This window comes from Caulobacter sp. GW821-FHT12A07 (assembly GCF_058807655.1).
Map to the genome: position 1 here is coordinate 361597 of NZ_JBXAQX010000003.1, position 19545 is coordinate 381141.

16 protein-coding genes are annotated in these 19545 nt (G+C 71.0%); 6 read left to right on the forward strand and 10 right to left on the reverse strand.

The annotated features are described in order from the left end of the window. The first annotated feature begins 143 nt into the window (after positions 1-143). Together AC1RRS_RS08245 and AC1RRS_RS08250 are read left to right on the forward strand one after the other, a co-directional pair. Positions 144-764: an RNA polymerase sigma factor gene (locus tag AC1RRS_RS08245; RefSeq protein WP_370444613.1), complete on the forward strand. Its 621-nt coding sequence runs from the start codon at positions 144-146 to the stop codon at positions 762-764. Further along, the gene (locus AC1RRS_RS08250) at positions 761-1717 is read left to right on the forward strand and encodes a FecR family protein (RefSeq protein WP_492854705.1); all 957 of its coding nucleotides are present in this window, start codon (positions 761-763) and stop codon (positions 1715-1717) included. The genes AC1RRS_RS08245 and AC1RRS_RS08250 overlap by 4 nt, the downstream gene beginning before the upstream one ends. Before the next feature lie 910 nt (positions 1718-2627). On the opposite strand, the gene AC1RRS_RS08255 is transcribed toward AC1RRS_RS08250, so the two are convergent. From AC1RRS_RS08255 to AC1RRS_RS08300, 10 genes are all read right to left on the reverse strand, one after another. Next, a complete protein-coding gene (locus tag AC1RRS_RS08255; RefSeq protein WP_492854706.1) occupies positions 2628-4670 on the reverse strand; it encodes an ATP-binding protein in 2043 nt (680 codons plus the stop codon). Next, positions 4667-5422 carry a response regulator gene (locus AC1RRS_RS08260; RefSeq protein WP_492854707.1) on the reverse strand — a complete coding sequence of 252 codons (756 nt, stop codon included), beginning with the start codon at positions 5420-5422 and terminating at the stop codon, positions 4667-4669. Before AC1RRS_RS08260 ends, AC1RRS_RS08255 begins: the two co-directional genes overlap by 4 nt. A gap of 101 nt (positions 5423-5523) precedes the next feature. Continuing rightward, positions 5524-6519 (reverse strand): P-type DNA transfer ATPase VirB11, encoded by a 996-nt coding sequence (gene virB11 / locus AC1RRS_RS08265; protein ID WP_492854708.1) that lies wholly within the window; start codon positions 6517-6519, stop codon positions 5524-5526. Continuing rightward, the gene (locus tag AC1RRS_RS08270; protein ID WP_492854709.1) at positions 6516-7592 is read right to left on the reverse strand and encodes a TrbI/VirB10 family protein; all 1077 of its coding nucleotides are present in this window, start codon (positions 7590-7592) and stop codon (positions 6516-6518) included. Before AC1RRS_RS08270 ends, virB11 begins: the two co-directional genes overlap by 4 nt. Then, positions 7582-8418 (reverse strand): TrbG/VirB9 family P-type conjugative transfer protein, encoded by an 837-nt coding sequence (locus AC1RRS_RS08275; RefSeq protein WP_492854710.1) that lies wholly within the window; start codon positions 8416-8418, stop codon positions 7582-7584. The genes AC1RRS_RS08270 and AC1RRS_RS08275 overlap by 11 nt, the downstream gene beginning before the upstream one ends. Then, a complete protein-coding gene (locus AC1RRS_RS08280) occupies positions 8415-9590 on the reverse strand; it encodes a TrbL/VirB6 family protein (RefSeq protein ID WP_492854711.1) in 1176 nt (391 codons plus the stop codon). Before AC1RRS_RS08280 ends, AC1RRS_RS08275 begins: the two co-directional genes overlap by 4 nt. Beyond that, positions 9587-12052, reverse strand: a complete 2466-nt coding sequence (locus AC1RRS_RS08285) for a VirB4 family type IV secretion/conjugal transfer ATPase (protein ID WP_492854712.1) — start codon at positions 12050-12052, stop codon at positions 9587-9589. Before AC1RRS_RS08285 ends, AC1RRS_RS08280 begins: the two co-directional genes overlap by 4 nt. 10 nt (positions 12053-12062) lie before the next feature. After that, complete coding sequence (locus AC1RRS_RS08290) at positions 12063-12347, reverse strand: VirB3 family type IV secretion system protein (RefSeq protein ID WP_110119444.1); 285 nt, start codon at positions 12345-12347, stop codon at positions 12063-12065. A gap of 6 nt (positions 12348-12353) precedes the next feature. Further along, on the reverse strand, positions 12354-12644 hold the full coding sequence (locus AC1RRS_RS08295) for a TrbC/VirB2 family protein (protein ID WP_492854713.1): 291 nt from the start codon (positions 12642-12644) through the stop codon (positions 12354-12356). Then, positions 12641-13258: a lytic transglycosylase domain-containing protein gene (locus tag AC1RRS_RS08300; RefSeq protein WP_492854714.1), complete on the reverse strand. Its 618-nt coding sequence runs from the start codon at positions 13256-13258 to the stop codon at positions 12641-12643. The genes AC1RRS_RS08295 and AC1RRS_RS08300 overlap by 4 nt, the downstream gene beginning before the upstream one ends. Positions 13259-13462: 204 nt before the next feature. On the opposite strand from AC1RRS_RS08300, the gene AC1RRS_RS08305 reads away from it, so the two are divergent. From AC1RRS_RS08305 to AC1RRS_RS08320, 4 genes are all read left to right on the forward strand, one after another. Then, on the forward strand, positions 13463-14398 hold the full coding sequence (locus tag AC1RRS_RS08305) for an intradiol ring-cleavage dioxygenase (protein ID WP_492854716.1): 936 nt from the start codon (positions 13463-13465) through the stop codon (positions 14396-14398). Between the two features lie 3 nt (positions 14399-14401). Next, the gene (locus AC1RRS_RS08310; protein WP_492854718.1) at positions 14402-15868 is read left to right on the forward strand and encodes a phospholipid carrier-dependent glycosyltransferase; all 1467 of its coding nucleotides are present in this window, start codon (positions 14402-14404) and stop codon (positions 15866-15868) included. A 77-nt stretch (positions 15869-15945) separates the two neighbouring features. Continuing rightward, a complete protein-coding gene (locus AC1RRS_RS08315) occupies positions 15946-16971 on the forward strand; it encodes a LacI family DNA-binding transcriptional regulator (RefSeq protein WP_492854719.1) in 1026 nt (341 codons plus the stop codon). A 327-nt stretch (positions 16972-17298) separates the two neighbouring features. Continuing rightward, positions 17299-19491, forward strand: coding sequence for a TonB-dependent receptor (locus tag AC1RRS_RS08320; protein WP_492854720.1), 2193 nt, complete (start codon positions 17299-17301; stop codon positions 19489-19491). The last annotated feature ends 54 nt before the right edge of the window (positions 19492-19545 follow it).

Below are 19545 nucleotides of genomic sequence, written 5' to 3' on the forward strand. Positions count from 1 at the left end.
AAATCTGCTGAATCTTTTGGCGTCCGCGCACCGGGCGCAAGTCCTTGCCCCACCTCGCAATGTTACCCGCGGAAACACGGCGCATAAGCCCTCTCCGCCGTCGGGGCGCGTGTTCGCCTCTTGCCACGACGGCTTCGCCGGGGTTGGTTCCCGGCCGGGGAACGAGGGCGATGACACCAGAAGACGAACAGCGCCGAGCCTGGTTCCGCAGGGAAATCCTGCCCCTGGAACCGCGGCTTCTGGCCTATGCGCGCAAGTTTTGCCGCAACGGCGAGGCCGATCCGGAAGATCTGGTCCACGACGCCTTCGCCCGGGTCATCGCCTGCAAGACCTGGCGCGAAATCACCAATCCCGCCGCCTTCGCCTCGCGCACCATCCGCAACATCGCCTTCGACGGCCTGCGTCGCCGCAAGGTCCTGACCATCACCGCCGTCGCCGATTTCGAGCAGATCGGCGGCATGGACGAGACCCCCGGACCCGAGGCCTCGCTGGTCTCGCGCGACGAACTTCGCCAGCTGCGCGAGGCGATCGCCGAGCTGCCGACACAATGTCGGCGTGTATTCACCCTCAGGAAAGTCTATAGCCTGTCGCCGGGCGAGATAGCGGTTCGCATGGGCCTGTCCGTCTCGACTGTCGAGAAGCACCTGATCAAGGGGCTTCGCTACTGTTCCGAAAAGCTGGGCCGCCCAGGCGCGACCCAGCCAGTGCGTATCGACGAAGGGCGTTCATGGGTCGGGAAGCGGGATCGCGACGCGAAGCAGTGAGAACGGCCGCCGCCCAGTGGGTGGTGCGGCTGTCCGATCCTGCCTGCGCGCCTGACGAACGGGCCGCCTTCGAGGCCTGGCGCGCCGAAAGCTTCGAGAACGAGGCCGCCTTCGAGCGCGAGCACGCCGCCTGGGAGCGCGCCGACCGCCTGCGCGTCTTCAAGCCAGTCTCCGCCAAGCCGGACGCCGACCTGTTCGCGCCGGAAGAAGCCCGCCGGGCCTTCGACCGCCGCTCGCCCTGGACCATGATGGCCGCCGCCGTCGCCATCGCCGGCGTCCTCGGGGCCGGCATGCTCAGCGCCACCGCCTCGACCGCCTACGCCACCGACATCGGCGAGCGCCGCGTCGTGGTGCTGGCCGACAACAGCCGCATCGAGCTCAACACCGACAGCAAGGTCGTCGTGCGTTACCGCAACGGCGTGCGCGAGGTGAAGCTGGTCAAGGGCGAGGCCCTGTTCGAGGCCGCCCCCGACGCGCGTCCCTTCGTGGTCAAGGCCCGCGACGCCCGCATCGAGACCGGCGGCGGCGAGCTTTCCGTCCGCCTGGGGGCCGAGAACGCCGCCGTCACCGTCCGTCGCGGCGCCGCCGACATCGAGCCCGACGGCAAGGGGCCGGCCAAGGAGGTGCGGATCGCCGCCGGCACGGCCATGGTCTACGGCCCGCACGGCGGCCACGCCCAGCCGCTGTCGGACGCCGAGATCGACCGGGCCCTGGCCTGGCGCCAGGGCGCCATCGCGCTGAACGGCCAGTCGCTGAGCCAGGCCGTGGCCGAGTTCAACCGCTACAACCGCCAGAAGGTCCGCATCGCCGACCCGTCGATCGCCGACCTGCGCCTGGCCGGCTACTTCCAGAGCACCGAACCCCAGGCCTTCGTCACCGCCGTCACCAGCGCCTTCCCGGTCCGGGCCAGCGAAGGCGACGACGGCGTGATCCGCCTGGCGCGGAAGGGGTAGGGACCTCCCCCACGGGAGGTGGCCCAAGCCCTCTCCCGTAAAATCCCCGCGAAAGCGGAACAACTGATCCCTCTCCCCTTGCGGGAGAGGGTGGCCCTGCAGAGCAGGGTCGGGTGAGGGGTCTCTCAGACCTCGAAGCTGCGTGCGGCGGTCAGGCCGGGTGATGCGTCTCAAGTTTGAGAGACCCCTCATCCGACGGCTTCGCCGCCACCTTCTCCCGCAAGGGGAGAAGGAACGCGGACGGGGATAGAGCGCTGCCAATCCCCGTCGACCGCGCCAAAAACCCCAACCAATCCAACCCCTTGCAACTTTCTCACCGCTCTGGATCAGACGCGCTCAAACCCGCTGCATAATAACCCCGTCTCGCCGCACCGAAGGGGCGCGCGGCCAGCGACCATGCGGCGGCGGGATGCGATCGAGCGGGACTGGGGCGGATTGGGAAGATCCGTCGCGTCCGGGGACTTGGCGCTGGCCAGGCCCGCCCGCCGTCGGCTTGGGCGAGGATTACAGAGCACCCCTCTCCTCGTCGCCGTCCAAACGGGAAACCCGGCGGATGGTCCTGGTAAGGCGTTAAGAGCGCCGCCGCCCGGGAAGCCGGCAGCCAAACGACCGCGCGGAGCGTCTAGGCTTCGTCGAAACGGTATCTGTCTACACACCTCCGGGCGTCGCCTGGGCGCTCCGTTCCCCTTCGACAGCTCAGCGGTTCACCGCGTGAGGAAGAGAAGCCATGCGCTCAAGGAACCTCCCCCTGTGGGGGAGGCGGCCGAAGGCCGGTGGGGGGGCGTTTTCAGCTTTCGAGGCGGCGGATATCTCGCACCAACTCCCCCCTCCGATCGCTGCGCGATCACCTCCCCCACGGGGGGAGGTTCCTCGGGAACGGCCGCCACCTTCTCCCGCAAGGGGAGAAGGATCACTCCGCGGCGATCGGCAGCGGCGGTTCGGTCTGCGAGCCGCCGCGCTGGGCGGCGAGCGGCAGGCGGACCTGGGCCATGAGGCCGCCTTCGACGTTCTCCAGCCGGATGTCGCCACCATGCGCCCGGACGGTCGAGCGCGAGGTGGCCAGGCCAAGCCCGACGCCCTGCTTGGTCGAGGTGCGGGCCGCGACGCTGCGGTAGAACGGGGTGAAGACGCGCTTGAGTTCGTCCTCGCTCATGCCCGGACCCTTGTCGCGGATCTCGGCCACGGCCTCGTCGCCGTCGACATAGAGGCTGACCCGGGCGCTGTCGCCGTACTTGACGGCGTTGTCCACGAGGTTGGTGAACACCCGCTGCAGGCCCAGCACGTCGATCTCGACCTGCGGCGTCTGGCCCGGCTCCAGGGTCACGTCGCCGCCGGTGACCTCGGCGTCGTCGACCACGCATTCGAGCAGCGAGCGCAGGTCCACATGCTGGCGGGCGCCGGCCTCGGCGTTCTCGCGCATGAAGGCCAGCACCGAATTGATCATGGCCTCCATCTGGTCGATGTCCTGGCCGATCTCGCGGCGCAGGGAGGGCGAGGCCCGCTCGAGCCGGAAGCGCATGCGGGTCAGGGGCGTGCGCAGGTCGTGCGAGATCGCCCCGATCATCGCCGTGCGGTCGTTTATGAACCGGGTCAGGCGCGCCTGCATCTGGTTGAAGGCGCGGGCGGCGCGGCCGACCTCGGCCGGTCCGTCGGCGGCCAGAACCGGCGACGACGGGTCGCGGCCCAGGGCCTCGGCGGCGTCGGCGAAGCCGGCCAGCGGCGCGGCCAGGCGCCGGGCGAAGACGTAGCCGATCGGGCCGACGATGGCGAACGAGACCAGGAACCACAGCAGCACGCGGCGCTGCCAGCTGTTGGGGAAGCCCTCGGGCTTGGGCTGCAGGGTCACCCAGCGGCCGTCGGAGACGCGCATGGCGGCCACGAAGTCGCCCTCGATATAGGGCGCGGGGGCCAGGCCGAAGAGGCCTCGGGCCACCGGCGCGGCCAGGGGGCGGCCTTGCGGTTGCGGCTTGGCGACGGGCTTGGCGGGCGCGGCCGAGGCCAGGCGCGGCGCGGCGCCGATCGTCTCGCTGGTCGGCTTGGCGCGCGCGGTCAGGGCCGGGGCGACGGCGACCGTGTGGCTGGTCACCGGCGCGTCGTCGTCGCTGGTGTCGGGCGGCGGCAGGGCCTCGATCGGATCGACCGCCTGCGGGGTGCCGATCGTGAAGCTCGACGAGCGGAACGGGGCGGTGAACAGCGGGTCGGTGGCGAAGCGCGGTTGCAGGCGCTGGCCGACGCGCGGCGGGGCGCCGCCGCCGATGATCCCGCCGGGCGGAACGCCGCCGGCGCTGGTCCCGGGGAAGCGCTGCTGGCCATAGCGCGAAGGCGTCCCGCCGGGGCGGTAGTCGGAGCGGGCGCCGCTGTTGCCGCCGGCCAGGGCCGCGCGGGCGGCGCGCCACATGGCGGGATTGTTCTGGGCGGCGCTGACCGGGAAGCCGACCGAGCCCGGGCCGACCGACGGCTGGGCCATCATGCCGCCGCCGGCGGGACCCATGGCCCGGCCGCCGGGGGCGGGCCCCTGGGCGTAGGCGCTGGAGCCGAGCACGGCGGTGAAGGGCAGGGCGGCGGCGTCGGCCCGGCGGCTGGCCGCGCCCGCGCCGGCGAAGGGCGGCGGCGCGTAGAACAGCAGGCGCACGTCGTCGGGATCGGCGTTCAGCAGGCGGGCGAGATCGGCGCTCGACTTCTCCGAGGCCACCCAGCCGGGGCTCGACAGCGACGGCGGCTCCTTCTCGACCGTGCGCACCAGCGGACGGGTCTCGCTGGCGTCGATCGGTCCGCCCTTCAGGCCGGCGGCGATGTCGGCCAGGCTGTGCTGGGCCGGCGGCTTGGGCGGCAGAAGCAAGGTGAGCGCCAGGGTGGCCAGCTGCGCCACGACCAGGCTGGCCAGCAGCAGGGCGACGATCTGCAGGGCGATCGGGGCGCTGGGCCGGCGCAAGGAGGCGACCAGTGACTTCATTCGACCACCACCTTGGCGTCCAGCACATAGCCGACGCCGCGATAGGTCTTGATCAGTTCCTGGTCGCACTGGGCCTCGATCTTGCGGCGCAGGCGGCTGATGTGCAGGTCGACGCCGCGGCCGACGGTCTCGGCGGCCTCGCCGCGGATGACGGTCAGCAGGTCCTCGCGCGACACCACCGAGCGGGCGTTGTCGAGCAGCAGCGACAGGATGGCCAACTCGCCCCGCGTCAGCAGCAGCAGGGTCCCGCCCGGCGCGGTCAGCTGGCGGGCGGCCAGGTCCAGGCGGAAGCCGGCGAAGGCGTAGGTGTTGCGCTTGGGGTTCTTGCCCGGAGGGCCGGCGGCGCTGCGGCGGCGCAGCAGGGCCTTGACCCGGGCCAGCAGTTCGCGCGGCGGGATCGGCTTGACCACGTAGTCGTCGGCGCCGAGCTCCAGGCCCAGGATCCGGTCGACCGGCTCGCCCATGGCGCTGAGCATCAGGATGGCCGGACCATCGCCCCGCGCCAGCTGGCGGCACAGCGACAGGCCGTCCTCGCCGGGCAGGTTGACGTCGAGCACGACCACGTCGACGGCGCGGGCGTCCAGCACCTCGCGCGCCGCGCCGACCGTCGAGGCTTGGCGCACGGCGTAGCCCTGGGCGCCGAGGTAGCCGGCCATCTCGCGGCGGAGGACGTCGTCGTCTTCCACCAGGAGGACGGTCGCGGTCTCGGTGATCGAGGCGTCGGGGGTCATCGCGTCTGGACTATGACACACCAAAAGGCTCCGAGTCATAGGGGGAGGGGCTGCAAGCGGGCCTCTATGCGCGTCACGACGTCGCGCGGGGGTGGTATTTGCGACCGAGGCGGGAAACCCGATCATCGTTCCGCTCCGCAGTTGAGCGTGAGGATGTCGAGAATCCGCCGTTCGCCGCCGATTCGGCCCAGCTGCACGACGACGTCGACCATGGTCGAGACGTAGTCGATGGTCTCGCGCCGCGAGAGCGCCAGCCCCGCCTGCATCGTCATGAGGGCGATCTGCTCCAGGGCGCCGCGCGGCGTGCTGGCGTGCACTGTGCTCAGCGAGCCCGGGTGGCCGGTGTTGATCGCCCGCAGGAACGTCGCCGCCTCGCGGCCGCGCATCTCGCCCAGGATGATCCGGTCGGGACGCAGCCGCAGGGCGGCCTGCAGCAGGTCGTCGACATCGACCCGCGCCTCGCCCTCGTCGCCCTTCACGGCCACCAGGCCAAGGGCGTTGGGCTGGCTGAGGGCCAGTTCCGGCGCGTCCTCGACCAGCACGATGCGGTCCTCGATAGGCGCGGTGCGCAGCAGGGCGTTGAGGAAGGTGGTCTTGCCCGACGAGGTGCCGCCCGAGATCAGGATCGTCTTCCGCGCGGCGACGGCCTCGCGCAGGAACTCGATCGGCTCCTGGCGGGCGGCGGCGTCGAGGGCTTCGGGCGCGACGGACGCTGCGGGCGGCGGCAGCGGACCCTTGCGGAAGGCCTCCAGGTCCAGGTCGGCCAGGCGGTGGCGACGGATGGCCAGGGCCCAGCCGGCGCGGGTGGCGGGCGGTCCGACCATCTGCAACCGCTCGCCGCCGGGCAGGGTGGCGGCCAGCAGCGGGCTCTGGCGATTGACGCCCTGGAAGGTCCAGCGGGCCACCTGGGTCGCCAGCCGCTCCAGCAGCCGGTCGTCGATGGCGGGGACGAGCACGCGCTGCATGCTCCGCGCGCCGGCGGTCTCGATCCACACCTCGCCCGGCCGGTTGACCAGGATCTCCGAGACGTCGGCGCGCTCCAGCCACGGCGCGAACGGCGCCAGATAGGTGCGCAGATAGACGTCCTGCGGGGGAAAGGCGGCCGCCGGGGCGTTCACCGGCCGAACTCCAGGTCGCGGGCCACGAACACCTGCACCGGCGTGCCCTGGGCCACGCGGATGGTCGGCGAGATCTTGCCGTCGGTCTGCAGGGCCTGGCTGGCGGCGCTGGACGCGTCGCCGCTGGAGCCGATGACCACCGTGCTCGACGAGCCGTTCCCCAGCGACGAGGCCGCGCCGGAAACGACCGACAACAGGATGGCCGCGCCGAACCGCTGGGCGAAGTGGCGATCGACCTTGCCGCCGACCCCGGCCTGGCCGGTCTCGTCGGTGACGGGCGAGGCCAACTGCACCGAGACGCCGTCGGGGCGGATCAGGCGGGTCCAGACCACGAAGGCCCGGCTCTGGCCGGTGGCGACGCCGCTCTTGTACTGGCCGATCAGCCGGCTGCCGCGCGGGATCAGCACTCGCGTGCCGTCGAAGCCGCGCACGTCGCGGCTGACGATGGCGCGGGCGTAGCCGGGCAGGTCGGAGTTCAGCGCCGTCTCCAGCACCGCCGGGATGATCGCGCCCTGCACGACGGTGCCGGCCGGGTCGGAAAGGCTGGAGGCGCGGGCGCTGGGCGGGGCGTCGTTTCCGGCCCGCAACGCGAATTGCTCGTCGGCGCTGAGCTGTCCCTGCGGCGCGGCCGGGGCGGCCGGTCCGCCCGAGACGCGCGGCGCCGAGGCCTCGATCGCCGTGTTGTCGATGACCATCGGCCCGGCCCGCGACTGGTTCGGATCCACCCCGACGGGCGGCGGCGGTCCGGGCGCGACCTGGGGCGCGGCGGCGGGCGGCGGTGGAGCGGCGGCCAGGACCACCGGCGCGGGCGGCGCCGGCGTTGCGGCGAGCGTGGCGACCGGCGCGGATTCCGGCCTTGCGGGCGGCGGCGCGGTGCGTTTGGCGTTCAGCGTCAGCAGGGTGATCCCGCCCAGGGCGACGGCCGCGACCACCCCCGCCGCCAGGCCCAGGCCGTCGGCGGCGGAAGGCGGGCGGGCGACGTCCGGCGCGGCGGTCGTCGAGGCCAGCCGTAGGTCGTCGGCCGACAGCCGGCGGCGCGGGTCGTGTCCGGAGCGGTCGGCTTCAGCGAACATCGGACTTGCCCTTGCTGGAGGAGAACAGCGCCAGGCGCGAGCGCTTTGCCGGCGGCTCGGGGCGCGGCTGCGGCGAGGCGGCGTCGAGCGCGGGGGTCTGGTAGGAATCGTTGTGCAACACCGCCACGGCGTTGCCCCGTCGCAGCACGAAGGCCGGCGCCACCTGGCTGGCCACCAGCCAGTCGCCCTGCGAGGTGAAGCTGACAAGGCTCTCGGACTTGTCGGTGGCGACCGCGTAGACGGCTGGCGTGGTCGTGCCTTCGGACCACCGGAAATAGGTCGCCTTGCCGTTGTCGAACACGCGCATCGGCACGGTGTCGGCCGCGCCGGTGAAGGTGTAGGCGAGATTGCGCTGCTCGGGCGGCGGAACCACCGGCTCGGCGGGCGCGGTCGGAACGGGCGCCGCGCCGGCCAGTTCGACGGCGGGCTCGTGCGGATAGCGGAAGCGCAGGTCGTAGACGACCTGGCCCTTGGCGCAGGCGGCCGTCGGTCTGGCGACCAGCTCGAAGCTGTAGCGTCGCCTGTCGGTCGAGACGGTCATGTTGCTGTGGCTGGTCTTGTAGGCCGGCTTCACGAACAGCATGTCGGCGCGCTTGTTGGGCGCGACCAGCCATTGGGCGGCGTCGCCCAGGCCGACGTTCTCGATCCGCTCGCCGGGAGCGAACTCGATCATCGTCTGAAAGCCGAAGCAGCCGTCGACGCGCACCACGACGGCGTCGTCGTAGTCGACCATCCGGATGCGGCCGTCATTTGCTTGAGGGGCGGCTTGAGCGGCGAAGGGGGCGAGCGCGGCCGCGAGGGCCGGCAGGAGCAGGGCGTGTCTCATGATCCAGGGTTCGCGGTCAGGGGGGAGGCGGCGGGCTGGGGGCGATGACGCTGGCCCAGGCCCTCGGCGCGGGGGCGTGCGGCGGCGCGGCGCAGGGACGGCGCGGCCGAGTACGTGGCGGTCGGTTGCTGGGCGATCTCCATGCGGCGGTCGGCGGGGGCGTCGCGTCGGGTCGCCGGCGGCGCGGAGACGGCGGCGACCACGGCGGCCGTGCGGGCGTCGAGCGCCGCGCGTCCGTCGGCGCCGACAGTCCCGGCGGCGGCGTGCATGGTCCGCGCCGGCTCGGCGGAGGCGGGCGCGGCCTCGCTCGAACCGCCGAACGGCCGCCAGCCGCGGGTGATGTTCCACGCCGCCCAGGCCAGGGCCAGCAGCAGCAGGACGTAGATGATCGAGCCCAGGAAAAGGGTCAGGATCGGGCGGGTCTCGGCCACGGCGGCGGCCGGGTCGTCGCCGATGGCGGCGATCACCGGTCCCAGCGCCGCCAGCACGCCGGCGCCGCCCAGGGTCAGCAGCATCGGCGTGAAGGCCAGGGCGCTGGCGGTCTTGATCCAGCCTTCGAACAGGCCGCGCGTGCGGGGAAAGAGCGCCAGCACGACGAACACGGGGCCGACCGCCAGCAGCACCGCCAGCACGATGCGGGCGACGATCAGCAGGCCCGCCGTGCTGATCAGCAGCATCAGGGCGCTGGCCCAGGTCAGCTTGACGGCCGTCTGCGCCTGCGGGTCGTTGGCCGGTCCGGCCTGGCCGAGGTCCTTGGCCAGATCCGCCACCTGCTCGAACACCACGTCCAGCCGCGCGGCGAAGGCGCGGGCCGCGCCGTGCGGCGCGCCCAGCAGGGCCGAGGCGATCTGGTCGGGGCCGCCGGTCAGCAGGCCGTAGACCACGGCCTGATAGGCCGGCCAGGCGGTGGCGAAGGTCAGGACGAGGCCCAGCACCACCATGCGCGGCGTCAGGGTCGACAGGCCAAGGCGCGTGCGGCCGGTGATCAGGCCATAGGCGACGAAGGCGACATAGATGGTCAGCAGCCCGGTCAGGGTCGCGCCGAACACGCCGCCCATCCCGAACAGCCGGCCGTAGCCGGCGCTGACCGCCAGGTTCAGCTGGCAGTCCAGCGCCGCCATGCCGTCGGCCAGGCCGCCGTCGGCGCTCAGCAGGGCGGGGCAGGCGCTCACGAGACCGCGCTCCGCAGCGGGATGACGTCCTCGCTGGCGGCGGCGATGACCGCCACCGGCGTCGGGCCCGGATAGGGCGTCCCGGTCAGTTCCTGCCACCAGAAGGCCGGGTGGTCGCCCAGCCGCCGGCGCAGCTCGTCCAGACGGCGCACCGTGGTCTCGCGGCCCGACAGCACGGTGACGATCTCGGGCATGTCCGACAGGTCCAGCCGCGCCACCACGCTGTGGGCGCCGTGCTTGACCAGGAAGCAGCGGGCGTGGGCGGGCAGGGCGCGCACCAGGTCCAGCTCGTGCTCGGTCAGGCCGAAGCCGTCGGCGTAATCCTCGGCCTGGGCGCGCGGATTGGGCATGAAGATCTGGGTGGCGGCCTGCTCGATGATCGCCGTCGAGACCTGGCTCTCCAGGGCGTCGCGGGCGCTCTGGGTGCCGAAGCCCAGGATGGCGTTGCGCTTGCGCAGGGTCTTCATCCAGTCGCGGATGCGGGCGGCGAACACCGGATCGTCCAGGGCTTTCCAGCCCTCGTCGATCAGGATCATGGTCGGCTCGCCGTCCAGCCGCTCCTCGACGCGATGGAACAGGTACATCATCGCCGGGGTGCGAAGGACGGGCGAGTCCAGCAGCTGGGTCATGTCGAAGCCCAGGACCTTGGCGTCCAGATCCAGGCGGTCGGTCTCGTTGTCGAACAGCCAGGCGTGCGGGCCCTCGCCGCACCAGGGCGCCAGCCGCGCGGCCAGATCGCCCGGCGCGGGACGGCGACGGCCGCCCAGCAGTTCGCGGAAGTAGCGCAGGCGGCGGAAGGCCGGATCCTGGTCATAGTTGGCGTCCACCGCCCCGGCGACCAGCGCCGCCTCGTCCGGCGTCAGGGTCTCGCCCGGACCGCAGGCCAGGCGGGCGACCCAGTCGCGCAGGAAGGCGCGGTTGACCGGGCTGTCGGGCAGTTGCAGCGGGTTGAAGCCGGTCGGCTCGCCCGGCCGCAGCACCGAGTAGCCGCCGCCGATGGCCCGCACGAAGATCTCGGCCCCGCGGTCCTTGTCGAAGATCACGGTGCGCGGGCGGGCCTTCTGGGCCTGGGCGGCCAGGAAGTTCATCACCACCGTCTTGCCCGAACCCGACGGGCCGATGATCGTGAAGTTGCCGAGGTCGGCGGCGTGGAAGTTGAAGAAATAGGGCGTGGCCGAGGTGGTCTCGAGCACGGTGATCGCCTGGCCCCAGTGCACGCCCTTGGCGCGGCCGGTCGGGAAGCTGTGCAGCGAGGCCAGGCTGGCGAAGGCGCCGGTCGAGATCAGGGCTCGCCGCGCGCCATAGGCCTCGTTGCCTGGGAACTGCGCCCAGAAGGCCGGCTCCAGGCCCAGATCTTCGCGCACCGCCACGGCGCCGAGGTCGGCCAGGGTCGAGAGGCAGGCCGCCGCCGCGCCGTCCAGGCTGGCAAGGTCCGGCGCGCGGACCAGCAGGCTCATCTGGTGCTCGCCCAGCACCGAGCGGCCTGAGGAGAGGTCGTCCTTGGCCTCGACCAGGCCCTGGCGCAGGCTGGCGCCGTCGTCGTCGGCCGCGCGGAAGCGGCGCAGGGCCGTGTCCACCCGCTCCAGCCCGATCTGCCGATCGACGAAGGCGAAGCTCTCCGACAGGGTCATCTCGAAAGGCAGGCGCAGCAGTGCGTCCAGCATCCCCGGCGCGGCCGAGGGCGGATAGTCCTTCAGCGACAGGATCGCCGCGTAGTCCTTGCCCTCGCCGAGGTCCGAGCGCTCCAGGGCGTCGAGGCCGAAGCTGACCCGGCGATAGGGCAGGTGCTGGCCGACGTCGCCAGCCGGCCACAGCATCGGCCGCAGTTCGCCGTTGAACAGGGCCGACAGGAACTCCAGCGGTTCGGAGCATCGGCCGGCCGGGGTCTCGTAGCTGGCCAGCGCGCGGGGACAATAGGCCTGCAGGGCGGCGCTCAGCGCCTCGCGGGCGGCGTCGAGGTCGCGTAGGTCGCGGGCCTCCTGCGCCTGGCGGGCGGTCTCGCCCATGCCTGCGTTCAGCAGGCGGGCGGCGCGGTCCACCAGCCCCGCCTTGCCGCGCGCCGGGCGGTGCAGGATGGTCAGGAACAGGTCGTTGACGAACAGGCTGCGGCCGGCCATCCGCGCCTGCCAGCGCTGGTCGATCATCCGGCAGACCGGATCGGAGAAGCTGGCCGTCAGCCCCGCCTGCACCCGACGGCGCAGGATGTGGTGGCGGACCACGAACCGCGAGCCGCCGATCGCCCGCAGCGCCGCCTCGCGCAGGGCCTGGCGGTGGTTCAGCTCCTCGGTGTCGGCGGTCTCGAAGGCGAAGCCTTCCAGGTGCAGCACCTGCATCAGCGAGCCGTCGCGCAGGCGCACGGTGCGCTCGTCGATCAGGCCGTCATAGGGCAGGCGGTCGCCGGCGCGCTGCTCGCCTTGCGTCCAGGCGGCGAAACCGGTCCAGTTGGGCTTTGCGCGGGTCATGGCCATGCTCTCAGGGGGCGTAGCTGTTGCAGCGCCAGCGGCGCCAGTTTCCGACGCGGGGGCATTTGCTCACCCGCGTCAGCCAGAGGTCGAAGATCCTCGGCTCCTTCAGGCAGGCGACGTAGCCGATCGCGTGCACCACGACCGCGACGATCAGCGCCCAGAACGAGCGGGTCACCAGGAAGGCTTCCGTCGTCACGATCCCGTTGATCACGAAGAAGCTGTAGGTGACGCCGGCGAACATCTGCGGCTGGGTCAGGGCGCGGAAGATCGGGGTGCGGACGAGGTCGGCCATGACCGGTCAGCCCGCCGCGGCGCGGATGCCCGCGACGATGGTGCCGGCCCCGAACAGGATGAAGCAGCCCAGCACCACCGTGGCGCCGAACCGCCAGTTCATGCGGCCGGTCAGCATCAGAAAGCCGACCATGGCCACGGCGATCACCGCCACGGCCGTGGCGACGTTGCCCAGCAGCGTGCCCTGCACCCAGGCCACGGCGTTGGCGATCGGCTGGGCGCCCTGCGGGCTGGCGAAGGCCGGGGCCGCGACGGCCAGGGAAGCGGCCGTGACGGCAGTGAACAGGCGGGCGGTCATGGGGCTTCTCCAGAAAAGGCAGGGGGAGCGGCGGCCTTGGCCAGCCGGTCGAGATTGGTCGCCACGTAGGCGCGGGTTTCCTTGAAGGGCGGCACGCCGCCGTACTGGACCACCCGGCCGCCGCCGGCGTTGTAGGCGGCCAAAGCCAGGTCCACGGCGCCGTCGAAGCGGTCGAGCTGGGCGCGCAGGTGGGCCGCGCCGCCCATGATGTTCTGCGTGGGATCGGTCGGATCGACGCCCAGCGCGCGGGCGGTGGCCGGCATCAGCTGCATCACGCCGATCGCGCCGGCCGGCGAAACGGCCTTGGCGTCGTAGCCCGACTCCGAGCGGGCGACGGCGTCGATCAGGGCGGGGCTGAGGTCGTAGCGCGCGGCCGCGGCCAGCACGGCGTCGCGATAGGGCGCGGGGATGTTCGTGGTTTCAGCGAGCGGGGCGGGGGCTTTTTCGAAGGCCTGGGGCCAGCCGCCGCCGACCTGGCGCACCGCGCCGTCGTCTTCGATCTGCAACACCTGCGCGTGGGCCGCGCCGGTCGCGGCCAGCGCCAGGCCGCAGGCGGCCGCCAGCTTTCGCGATTGCTGCTGAAAAGTACGGAATCTTTGCGGTTCCCAACCCATGCAGCCAGTATTGGGAGGTCAAGTCGTCCGCAATTTGTCGTTATGTATTGGTTTTGTATCGCCTTTCGGGGTGCTGATACGCCCGAAATACCCATCCGGCATATTTCCAGCGAATTACACTGTTTCAAAAGCAGGACGCCGAAGCGCCGGCCCGAGCAACGCGGGCGGCAGCTCCGGACGCACGCACGGAGGAGCAGCGACATCATGCACGACGACCACCCCATCGAAGAGCACGATCTGGGCCTGCAGCATGACCTGGCGATCATGACCGCTCGCATCGTCGAGCGTCGCCGCATGCTGGCCTGGCTCGCCACGGGCGGCACGGCCGCCCTGGTCGCCGCCTGCGGCGGAGGCGGCGGCTCCAGCTCGGGCGGTTCGACCTCGTCTTCCTCGTCGAGCAGCAGCTCGAGCTCCAGCTCGTCCAGTTCCTCGAGCTCCAGTTCCAGCAGCAGCTCGTCGAGCTCGTCCTCGGTCAGCAGCTGCATCGCCGACCCGACCGAGACCAACGGCCCTTATCCCAGCGACGGCTCCAACAGCGTCAACGGCACGGTGTCGAACATCCTGGCCGTCAGCGGCGTGGTGCGCAGCGACATCCGGTCCAGCTTCGGCAGCTCGACGACCACGGCGCCGGGCGTGCAGCTGACCCTGACCATCACCCTGGTCAACACCAACAACAGCTGCGCGGCGCTGTCGGGCTACGCCATCTACATCTGGCACTGCACGCGCGACGGCACCTACTCGCTCTATTCCAGCGGCATCCAGAGCGAGAACTACCTGCGCGGCGTGCAGGTGACCGATAGCAACGGCCAGGTGACCTTCACCACCATCTTCCCGGGCTGCTACTCCGGTCGCTGGCCGCACATCCACTTCGAGGTCTATCCCAGCCTGGCGACGGCCACGGGCTACGCCAACCGCGTGCTGGTCTCGCAGTTCGCCATGCCCAGCGCGGCTTGCGACACGGTCTATGCCGGCGCCACAGGCTACAGCGCCAGCGTCACCAACAAGGCCGCGATCACGATCGCCAGCGACAACGTCTTCGGCGACAACACCAGCGCCCAGATCGCCGCCCAGACGCCCAGCCTCAGCGGCAGCGTGTCAGCGGGCTACACCGGCACGGTCGTGGTCGGCCTGGCGGTCTGACGCATGGCCGTGGGGGCGGGAGGAGCGACGGCGAAGGAGCGATGGCTGGCGACCCTGCTGGTCGCCGTGTTGTCGGCGCTCGTCCTCGTCCCGCGCCTGGGTTCTCCGAACCAACCGATCTGGGACGAGGCCTACTACCTGACCTCGACCCAGCGCTATCTGGAGCGCACCGCCCAGTTCGCCTCGCACCCGCCGCTCGGCCTGATGCTGATCGCGGCGGGCGCACTGGTCGTCGACGACAACCAGGACTTGCCGGTGCACCGCCTGGCAGAGACCAAGTCGGTCAAGGGCGAGGACGTCCCCGTCGGCTACAGCTATTGGGGCGTTCGCGCCGCTTCGGTGCTGTTCGGCGTGCTCGGGGCGGCGCTGTTCTTCCGGCTGGCCCTGGTGCTGACCGGCGGCCGCCTGGGCGCGGCTCTGGCCTTCGCCAATCTCTACATCTTCGACAACGCCCTGGCCGTGCAGTGCCGGGCCGGACACCTGGACGCCTTCCAGTCGGTCTTCCTGCTGGGGGCGTTGCTGGTCCTGGCCATCGCCGCGCATCGACCACGCCCCAGGCTCGTCGAGGCCCTGGCCTTCGGCGGCCTGATCGGTCTGGCGGCGATGGTGCGGCTGAATGCGCTCGTCCTGGCGCCGATCGGCCTGCTGCTGCCGGCGCTCGCCCTGCGCGGACCTCGTCCGTGGCGAACGGCGACCGTTCACGCCGGCGCCCTGGCGGTCGGCGGCCTGGCGGCGATCTTGGCGACAATGGTCGTCCATCTGGCGGTCGCGCCCCTGCCGCCGATGCGCGGCGAGCCGGCCGGCGCGCGCGACGCCGCCTTCGTCTCGCCGACCTATCGAGCCTTCCTCGAAGGACAACGCTCGCTGTCGCCGGCGGTGGTCTGGGCGGCGGGCGCGGACTATCGGCGCTACATCGCCGGCGATTTCGCCGGCACGCCCAAGGCCGACCCGAACGGCTCCTCGCCCCTGGCCTGGCCGGTGATGGGCGGGGCGATCAACTACCGCTGGGACAGCGACGGCCGCACGACCAGCTACCTGCAGCTGGCCGGCAATCCGGCGGGCTGGACGATCGGGCTGCTGGGCGTGCTCGGCGCGGCGGCTCTGCTCGTCCTGCGCGGGGCGCGAGATGGCGAGGCGGCTACGCGTCGGCGCCTGATGCTGGCCCTGCTGGCGGGGTGGGCGATCTTCATGGCCGCCCATCTGGTGCTGGCCCAGCAGCGGGTCCTGTACCTCTACCACTACTTCCCCGGACTGCTGATCAGTTGGGCCCTGGCGGTCCTGGCCTTCGAGGAGGCCAGCGCCCGCTGGCCGGTCTTCGCGCGCCGGCGCGGCCTGCTGCTGGCCGGCGGGGCGGGCGCGGTGCTGCTGGGCTTCCTGTTCTACGCGCCCTTCACCTATCACCGCCCCCTGACCCACGCGGCCTGCGCCGCCCGGACCCTGCTGGATCCCCGCGTCGTCGATTGCCGTTAGGGCAGGGCTTGCGAGGTGATCGCGTCGCCCGCTACCACAGGCGTTCGCGGTGGTCCGCGAAGGGCCGAGCGGGACGCATGAGCGACATCACCATCGTCGATATCGCCAAGCAGGCGGGCGTCTCGATCAAGACCGTCTCGCGGGTGATCAACCGCGAGGAAGGCGTCGGTCCCGAGACCCGCGCCCGGGTCGAGGACCTGATCACCAAGCTGGGCTACCGCCCCAACGTCTCGGCCCGCTCGCTGTCGAGCCGTCGCAGCTACCTGATCGGCGTGGTCTTCATGCGGGTCGGCGCCTATCACTATGTCGGCGAAGTTCAGGTCGGGGCCATGCGCGCCTGCCGCCGTGCCGGCTATCACCTCGTCATCGAGCAGGTCGACGACCTGGGGCAGGGCAGGGGGCCGACCTTCGCCGAGGCGCTGAAGGCCGGACGCTTCGACGGTCTCGTCCTGACGCCGCCGATCTGCGACGACCCCGAGATTTTGGCGACCATCGAGGCCCAGGGACTGGCCTATGTGCGCGTCGCGCCCGGTCGCGACTTCGGCCGCTCGCCCTACGTGTTCATGGACGACCAGCAGGCCGCCCACGACATGACCGCCCGCCTGTGGGATCTCGGGCATCGGCGGATCGCCTTCATCGACGGCCCCGCCGACCACGGCTCGGCCCGTCGCCGGCGCGAGGGCTACATGACCGCCATGGCCGAACGCGGCGCGCGGGTGCAGCCCGAATGGATCGCCAATGGAGATTTCATGCCGCTGTCGGGCCTGGAGGCGGGCGACCGACTGCTGGCGCTGTCTGAGTCGCCGACCGCGATCTTCGCCGCCAACGACGCCATGGCCCTGGGCGTGATCTCGGCGGCGTCGAAGCGCGGCCTTTCCCTGCCGCAGGACCTCACCGTGGTCGGTTTCGACGATGGTCCGCTGGCGGAATCGTCCTGGCCCAGCCTCACCACCGTGCACCAGCCGATCGCCGAAATGGCCGAGGCGGCGGCGCAGATGCTGATCGAAGGATTCGGCGACCCCCGTTTCCGCAACCGCACGGCCGCCAGGCAGCTCGACTATCACCTCGTGGAGCGCGGCTCGTCGGCGGCTCCGAAGCCCTGAGCTCTCGGGCCGGTTGAGGTGGGTTGTGGTCGAGTTTTCGAGGTTTTGGGGATTTTGAATCCCTTAATATCCATGATTTAGCAATCAAAATTCCAGACAGCGGTGTCTTTCGAAAATGGCATAGACAACGTTGTCGTATCGTGATGTCAATCTACGACAACGTTGTCGTCATCGGGACATCCCGCCAGCGCAGCGTCGGCTCAAGCCCCGGGACAAGGGGCGGAGGAAACATATCCCGGACGTCCAAAACGGCGCCGGGAACCGGCTGGAACCGGCGACGCGAAAGCGTCGATCCGTCGTCCGGTCCGCGCAGGAAAGGGGACAGACATGCGCACCATGCTCTTCGCTTCGGCCGCCCTGGCGGTCGTCTGCTTCAACGCGCCCGCCGCCTTCGCCCAAGAGGGCGAAGCCGTGCAGCTCGACGAGGTCGTCATCACCGCTCAGCGGCGTAGTGAGAACCTGCAAAAGACGCCGCTGACCGTCTCGGCGGTCACCGGCGACAAGCTGGAATCCCAGGGGGTCAAGACCGTGGTCGACCTGGCCAGCCAGGTGCCCGCCCTGCAGATCACCAACAGCGGCGCCGGCACGGCCCAGGTCTTCCTGCGCGGCATCGGCAGCACCAACACCACCGAGGTCGGCGACCCGGCGGTGGCCTACCACATCGACGGCATCTACCAGGCCCGCGCCACCTCGCTGGGCGCGCTGTTCTACGACATCGACCGCGTGGAAGTGCTGCGCGGCCCGCAAGGCACGCTCTACGGCCGTAACGCCACCGCCGGCGCCATCAACGTCATCACCAAGAAGCCGCTCCTCGGCGAGTACCAGGGCGCAGGTTCGCTCGACGTCGGCAACTACAGCGCCATCACCACCTCGGGCATGATCAACGTGCCGCTCGGTGAGGATCTGGCCGTCCGCGCTTCGTTCCAGCAGAGCCGCCACGACGGCTACGTCAACGCCATCAACGCCGGCCCCGGCACCGGCGGCAACGACCGCTACGACCAGGACGACAAGTCGGCCCGCGTGCGGGTGCTGTGGAAGCCTAGCGACAGCTTCTCGCTGCTGGTCAACGCCGACTACCTGCACCAGGGCGGCGCCGGCGGAGGCGACCAGACCTATGGCACCACCAAGGTCACCGGCGATCCCTGGACCTGCTACTGCGCCACCAACATCTATCGCAACAACCGCTTCTTCAGCACCGGCGCCGAGGCCAACTGGGAGCTGGGCTTCGCGACCCTGACCTATCTGGTCGGCTACAACTTCTCCAAGCTCGACCGCAGCGGCGAGAACGCCAGCACGGGCGCGCCGAACTACTTCCTGGGCAAGGACTACACCTGGTCGCACGAGCTGCGCCTGGGCGGCGACACCGGCAAGCTGAAGTGGGTGGTGGGCCTCTACCGCTTCACCGAAGACAACAACGTCGACTTCCGCGTCTTCCTGGCGACCAACTCGTACCTGTCGTTCATCCAGCCCGAGATCACCGCCGAAAGCATCGCGGTCTTCGGCCAGACCACCTACGAGGTCACCGACCGGTTCCGCGTCACCGGCGGCCTGCGCTACACCGAAGACAAGAAGGGCCGCACCGGCGGCACCTACCTGACCAACTCCAGCGGGGCGATCGTCTCGACGGTGGTGGCCAACATCGCCAACGCCAAGTGGGACGCCACCAACTGGAAGATCGGCGCCGACTTCGACCTGACCTCGACCTCGATGCTCTATGCGAACATCGCCACGGGCTACAAGGCGGGCGGCTACTACGACGGCGTCACCGACAACGTCTACGCGCCGGAGAAGATCACCTCCTACGAGGCCGGCGTGAAGAACCGCTTCCTCGACAACCGCCTGCAGGTGAACGCCACGGCGTTCCTCTATGACTACCGCGACTTCCAGGTCAGCGCCCTGGGCACCATCGGCGGGCAGGACGCCACGGTCACCCTCAACGCCGACAAGGCCAAGATCTATGGCCTGGAGTTCGAGACCAATCTGGCGATCACCGAGCACGACCGCATCGACGCCACCCTGGGCTGGCTGCACGCCGAATACACCGACTTCGTGCTGCCGCGCGGGGACTCGTTCTCCAATAACAGCGCCAATGCGTCGGTGGCGGCCTGCTACACGACCAACTACTCGGCCGCCGCGCCGCGCTCGACCGACTTCTCCGGTTGCCGCATGGCCCGCACGCCGGAGTGGAGCATCAACCTCGGCTACCAGCACATCTGGGACCTGAGCTTCGGCGGCACGCTGACGGGGCGGATCCAGAGCCACTACGAAAGCGCCAAGAACCTCGAGTACCACGGCTTCGCCCAGAACCGGGAAGGGGCCTTCACCAAGACCGACGTCAGCCTGACCTACGCCAGCGCCGACGATCGCTGGACCCTGCAGGGCTATGTCCGCAACCTCGAGGACGACACGGTCCGCACCGCCTCGTCGCCCAACTCGACGACGGGCCTGGCCACCAACGGGGCCGGTGAATACTACGCCCCGCCGCGCACCTACGGCCTGCGTCTGGGCGTGACCTTCTAGCCTTCTCTACTTCCCCCTCGCGCCCGGCGGACCCTGCCCGCCGGGCGTGCTTTG

Excerpts from the sequence above, each read along its gene's own strand:
- AC1RRS_RS08255 (WP_492854706.1), bottom strand. The coding sequence starts at position 4,670 with ATGAAGTCACTGGTCGCCTCCTTGCGCCGGCCCAGCGCCCCGATCGCC.
- AC1RRS_RS08270 (WP_492854709.1), bottom strand. The coding sequence starts at position 7,592 with ATGTTCGCTGAAGCCGACCGCTCCGGACACGACCCGCGCCGCCGGCTG.
- AC1RRS_RS08275 (WP_492854710.1), bottom strand. The coding sequence starts at position 8,418 with ATGAGACACGCCCTGCTCCTGCCGGCCCTCGCGGCCGCGCTCGCCCCC.
- AC1RRS_RS08285 (WP_492854712.1), bottom strand. The coding sequence starts at position 12,052 with ATGACCCGCGCAAAGCCCAACTGGACCGGTTTCGCCGCCTGGACGCAA.
- AC1RRS_RS08290 (WP_110119444.1), bottom strand. The coding sequence starts at position 12,347 with ATGGCCGACCTCGTCCGCACCCCGATCTTCCGCGCCCTGACCCAGCCG.
- AC1RRS_RS08295 (WP_492854713.1), bottom strand. The coding sequence starts at position 12,644 with ATGACCGCCCGCCTGTTCACTGCCGTCACGGCCGCTTCCCTGGCCGTC.
- AC1RRS_RS08300 (WP_492854714.1), bottom strand. The coding sequence starts at position 13,258 with ATGGGTTGGGAACCGCAAAGATTCCGTACTTTTCAGCAGCAATCGCGA.
- AC1RRS_RS08305 (WP_492854716.1), top strand. The coding sequence starts at position 13,463 with ATGCACGACGACCACCCCATCGAAGAGCACGATCTGGGCCTGCAGCAT.
- AC1RRS_RS08310 (WP_492854718.1), top strand. The coding sequence starts at position 14,402 with ATGGCCGTGGGGGCGGGAGGAGCGACGGCGAAGGAGCGATGGCTGGCG.
- AC1RRS_RS08315 (WP_492854719.1), top strand. The coding sequence starts at position 15,946 with ATGAGCGACATCACCATCGTCGATATCGCCAAGCAGGCGGGCGTCTCG.
- AC1RRS_RS08320 (WP_492854720.1), top strand. The coding sequence starts at position 17,299 with ATGCGCACCATGCTCTTCGCTTCGGCCGCCCTGGCGGTCGTCTGCTTC.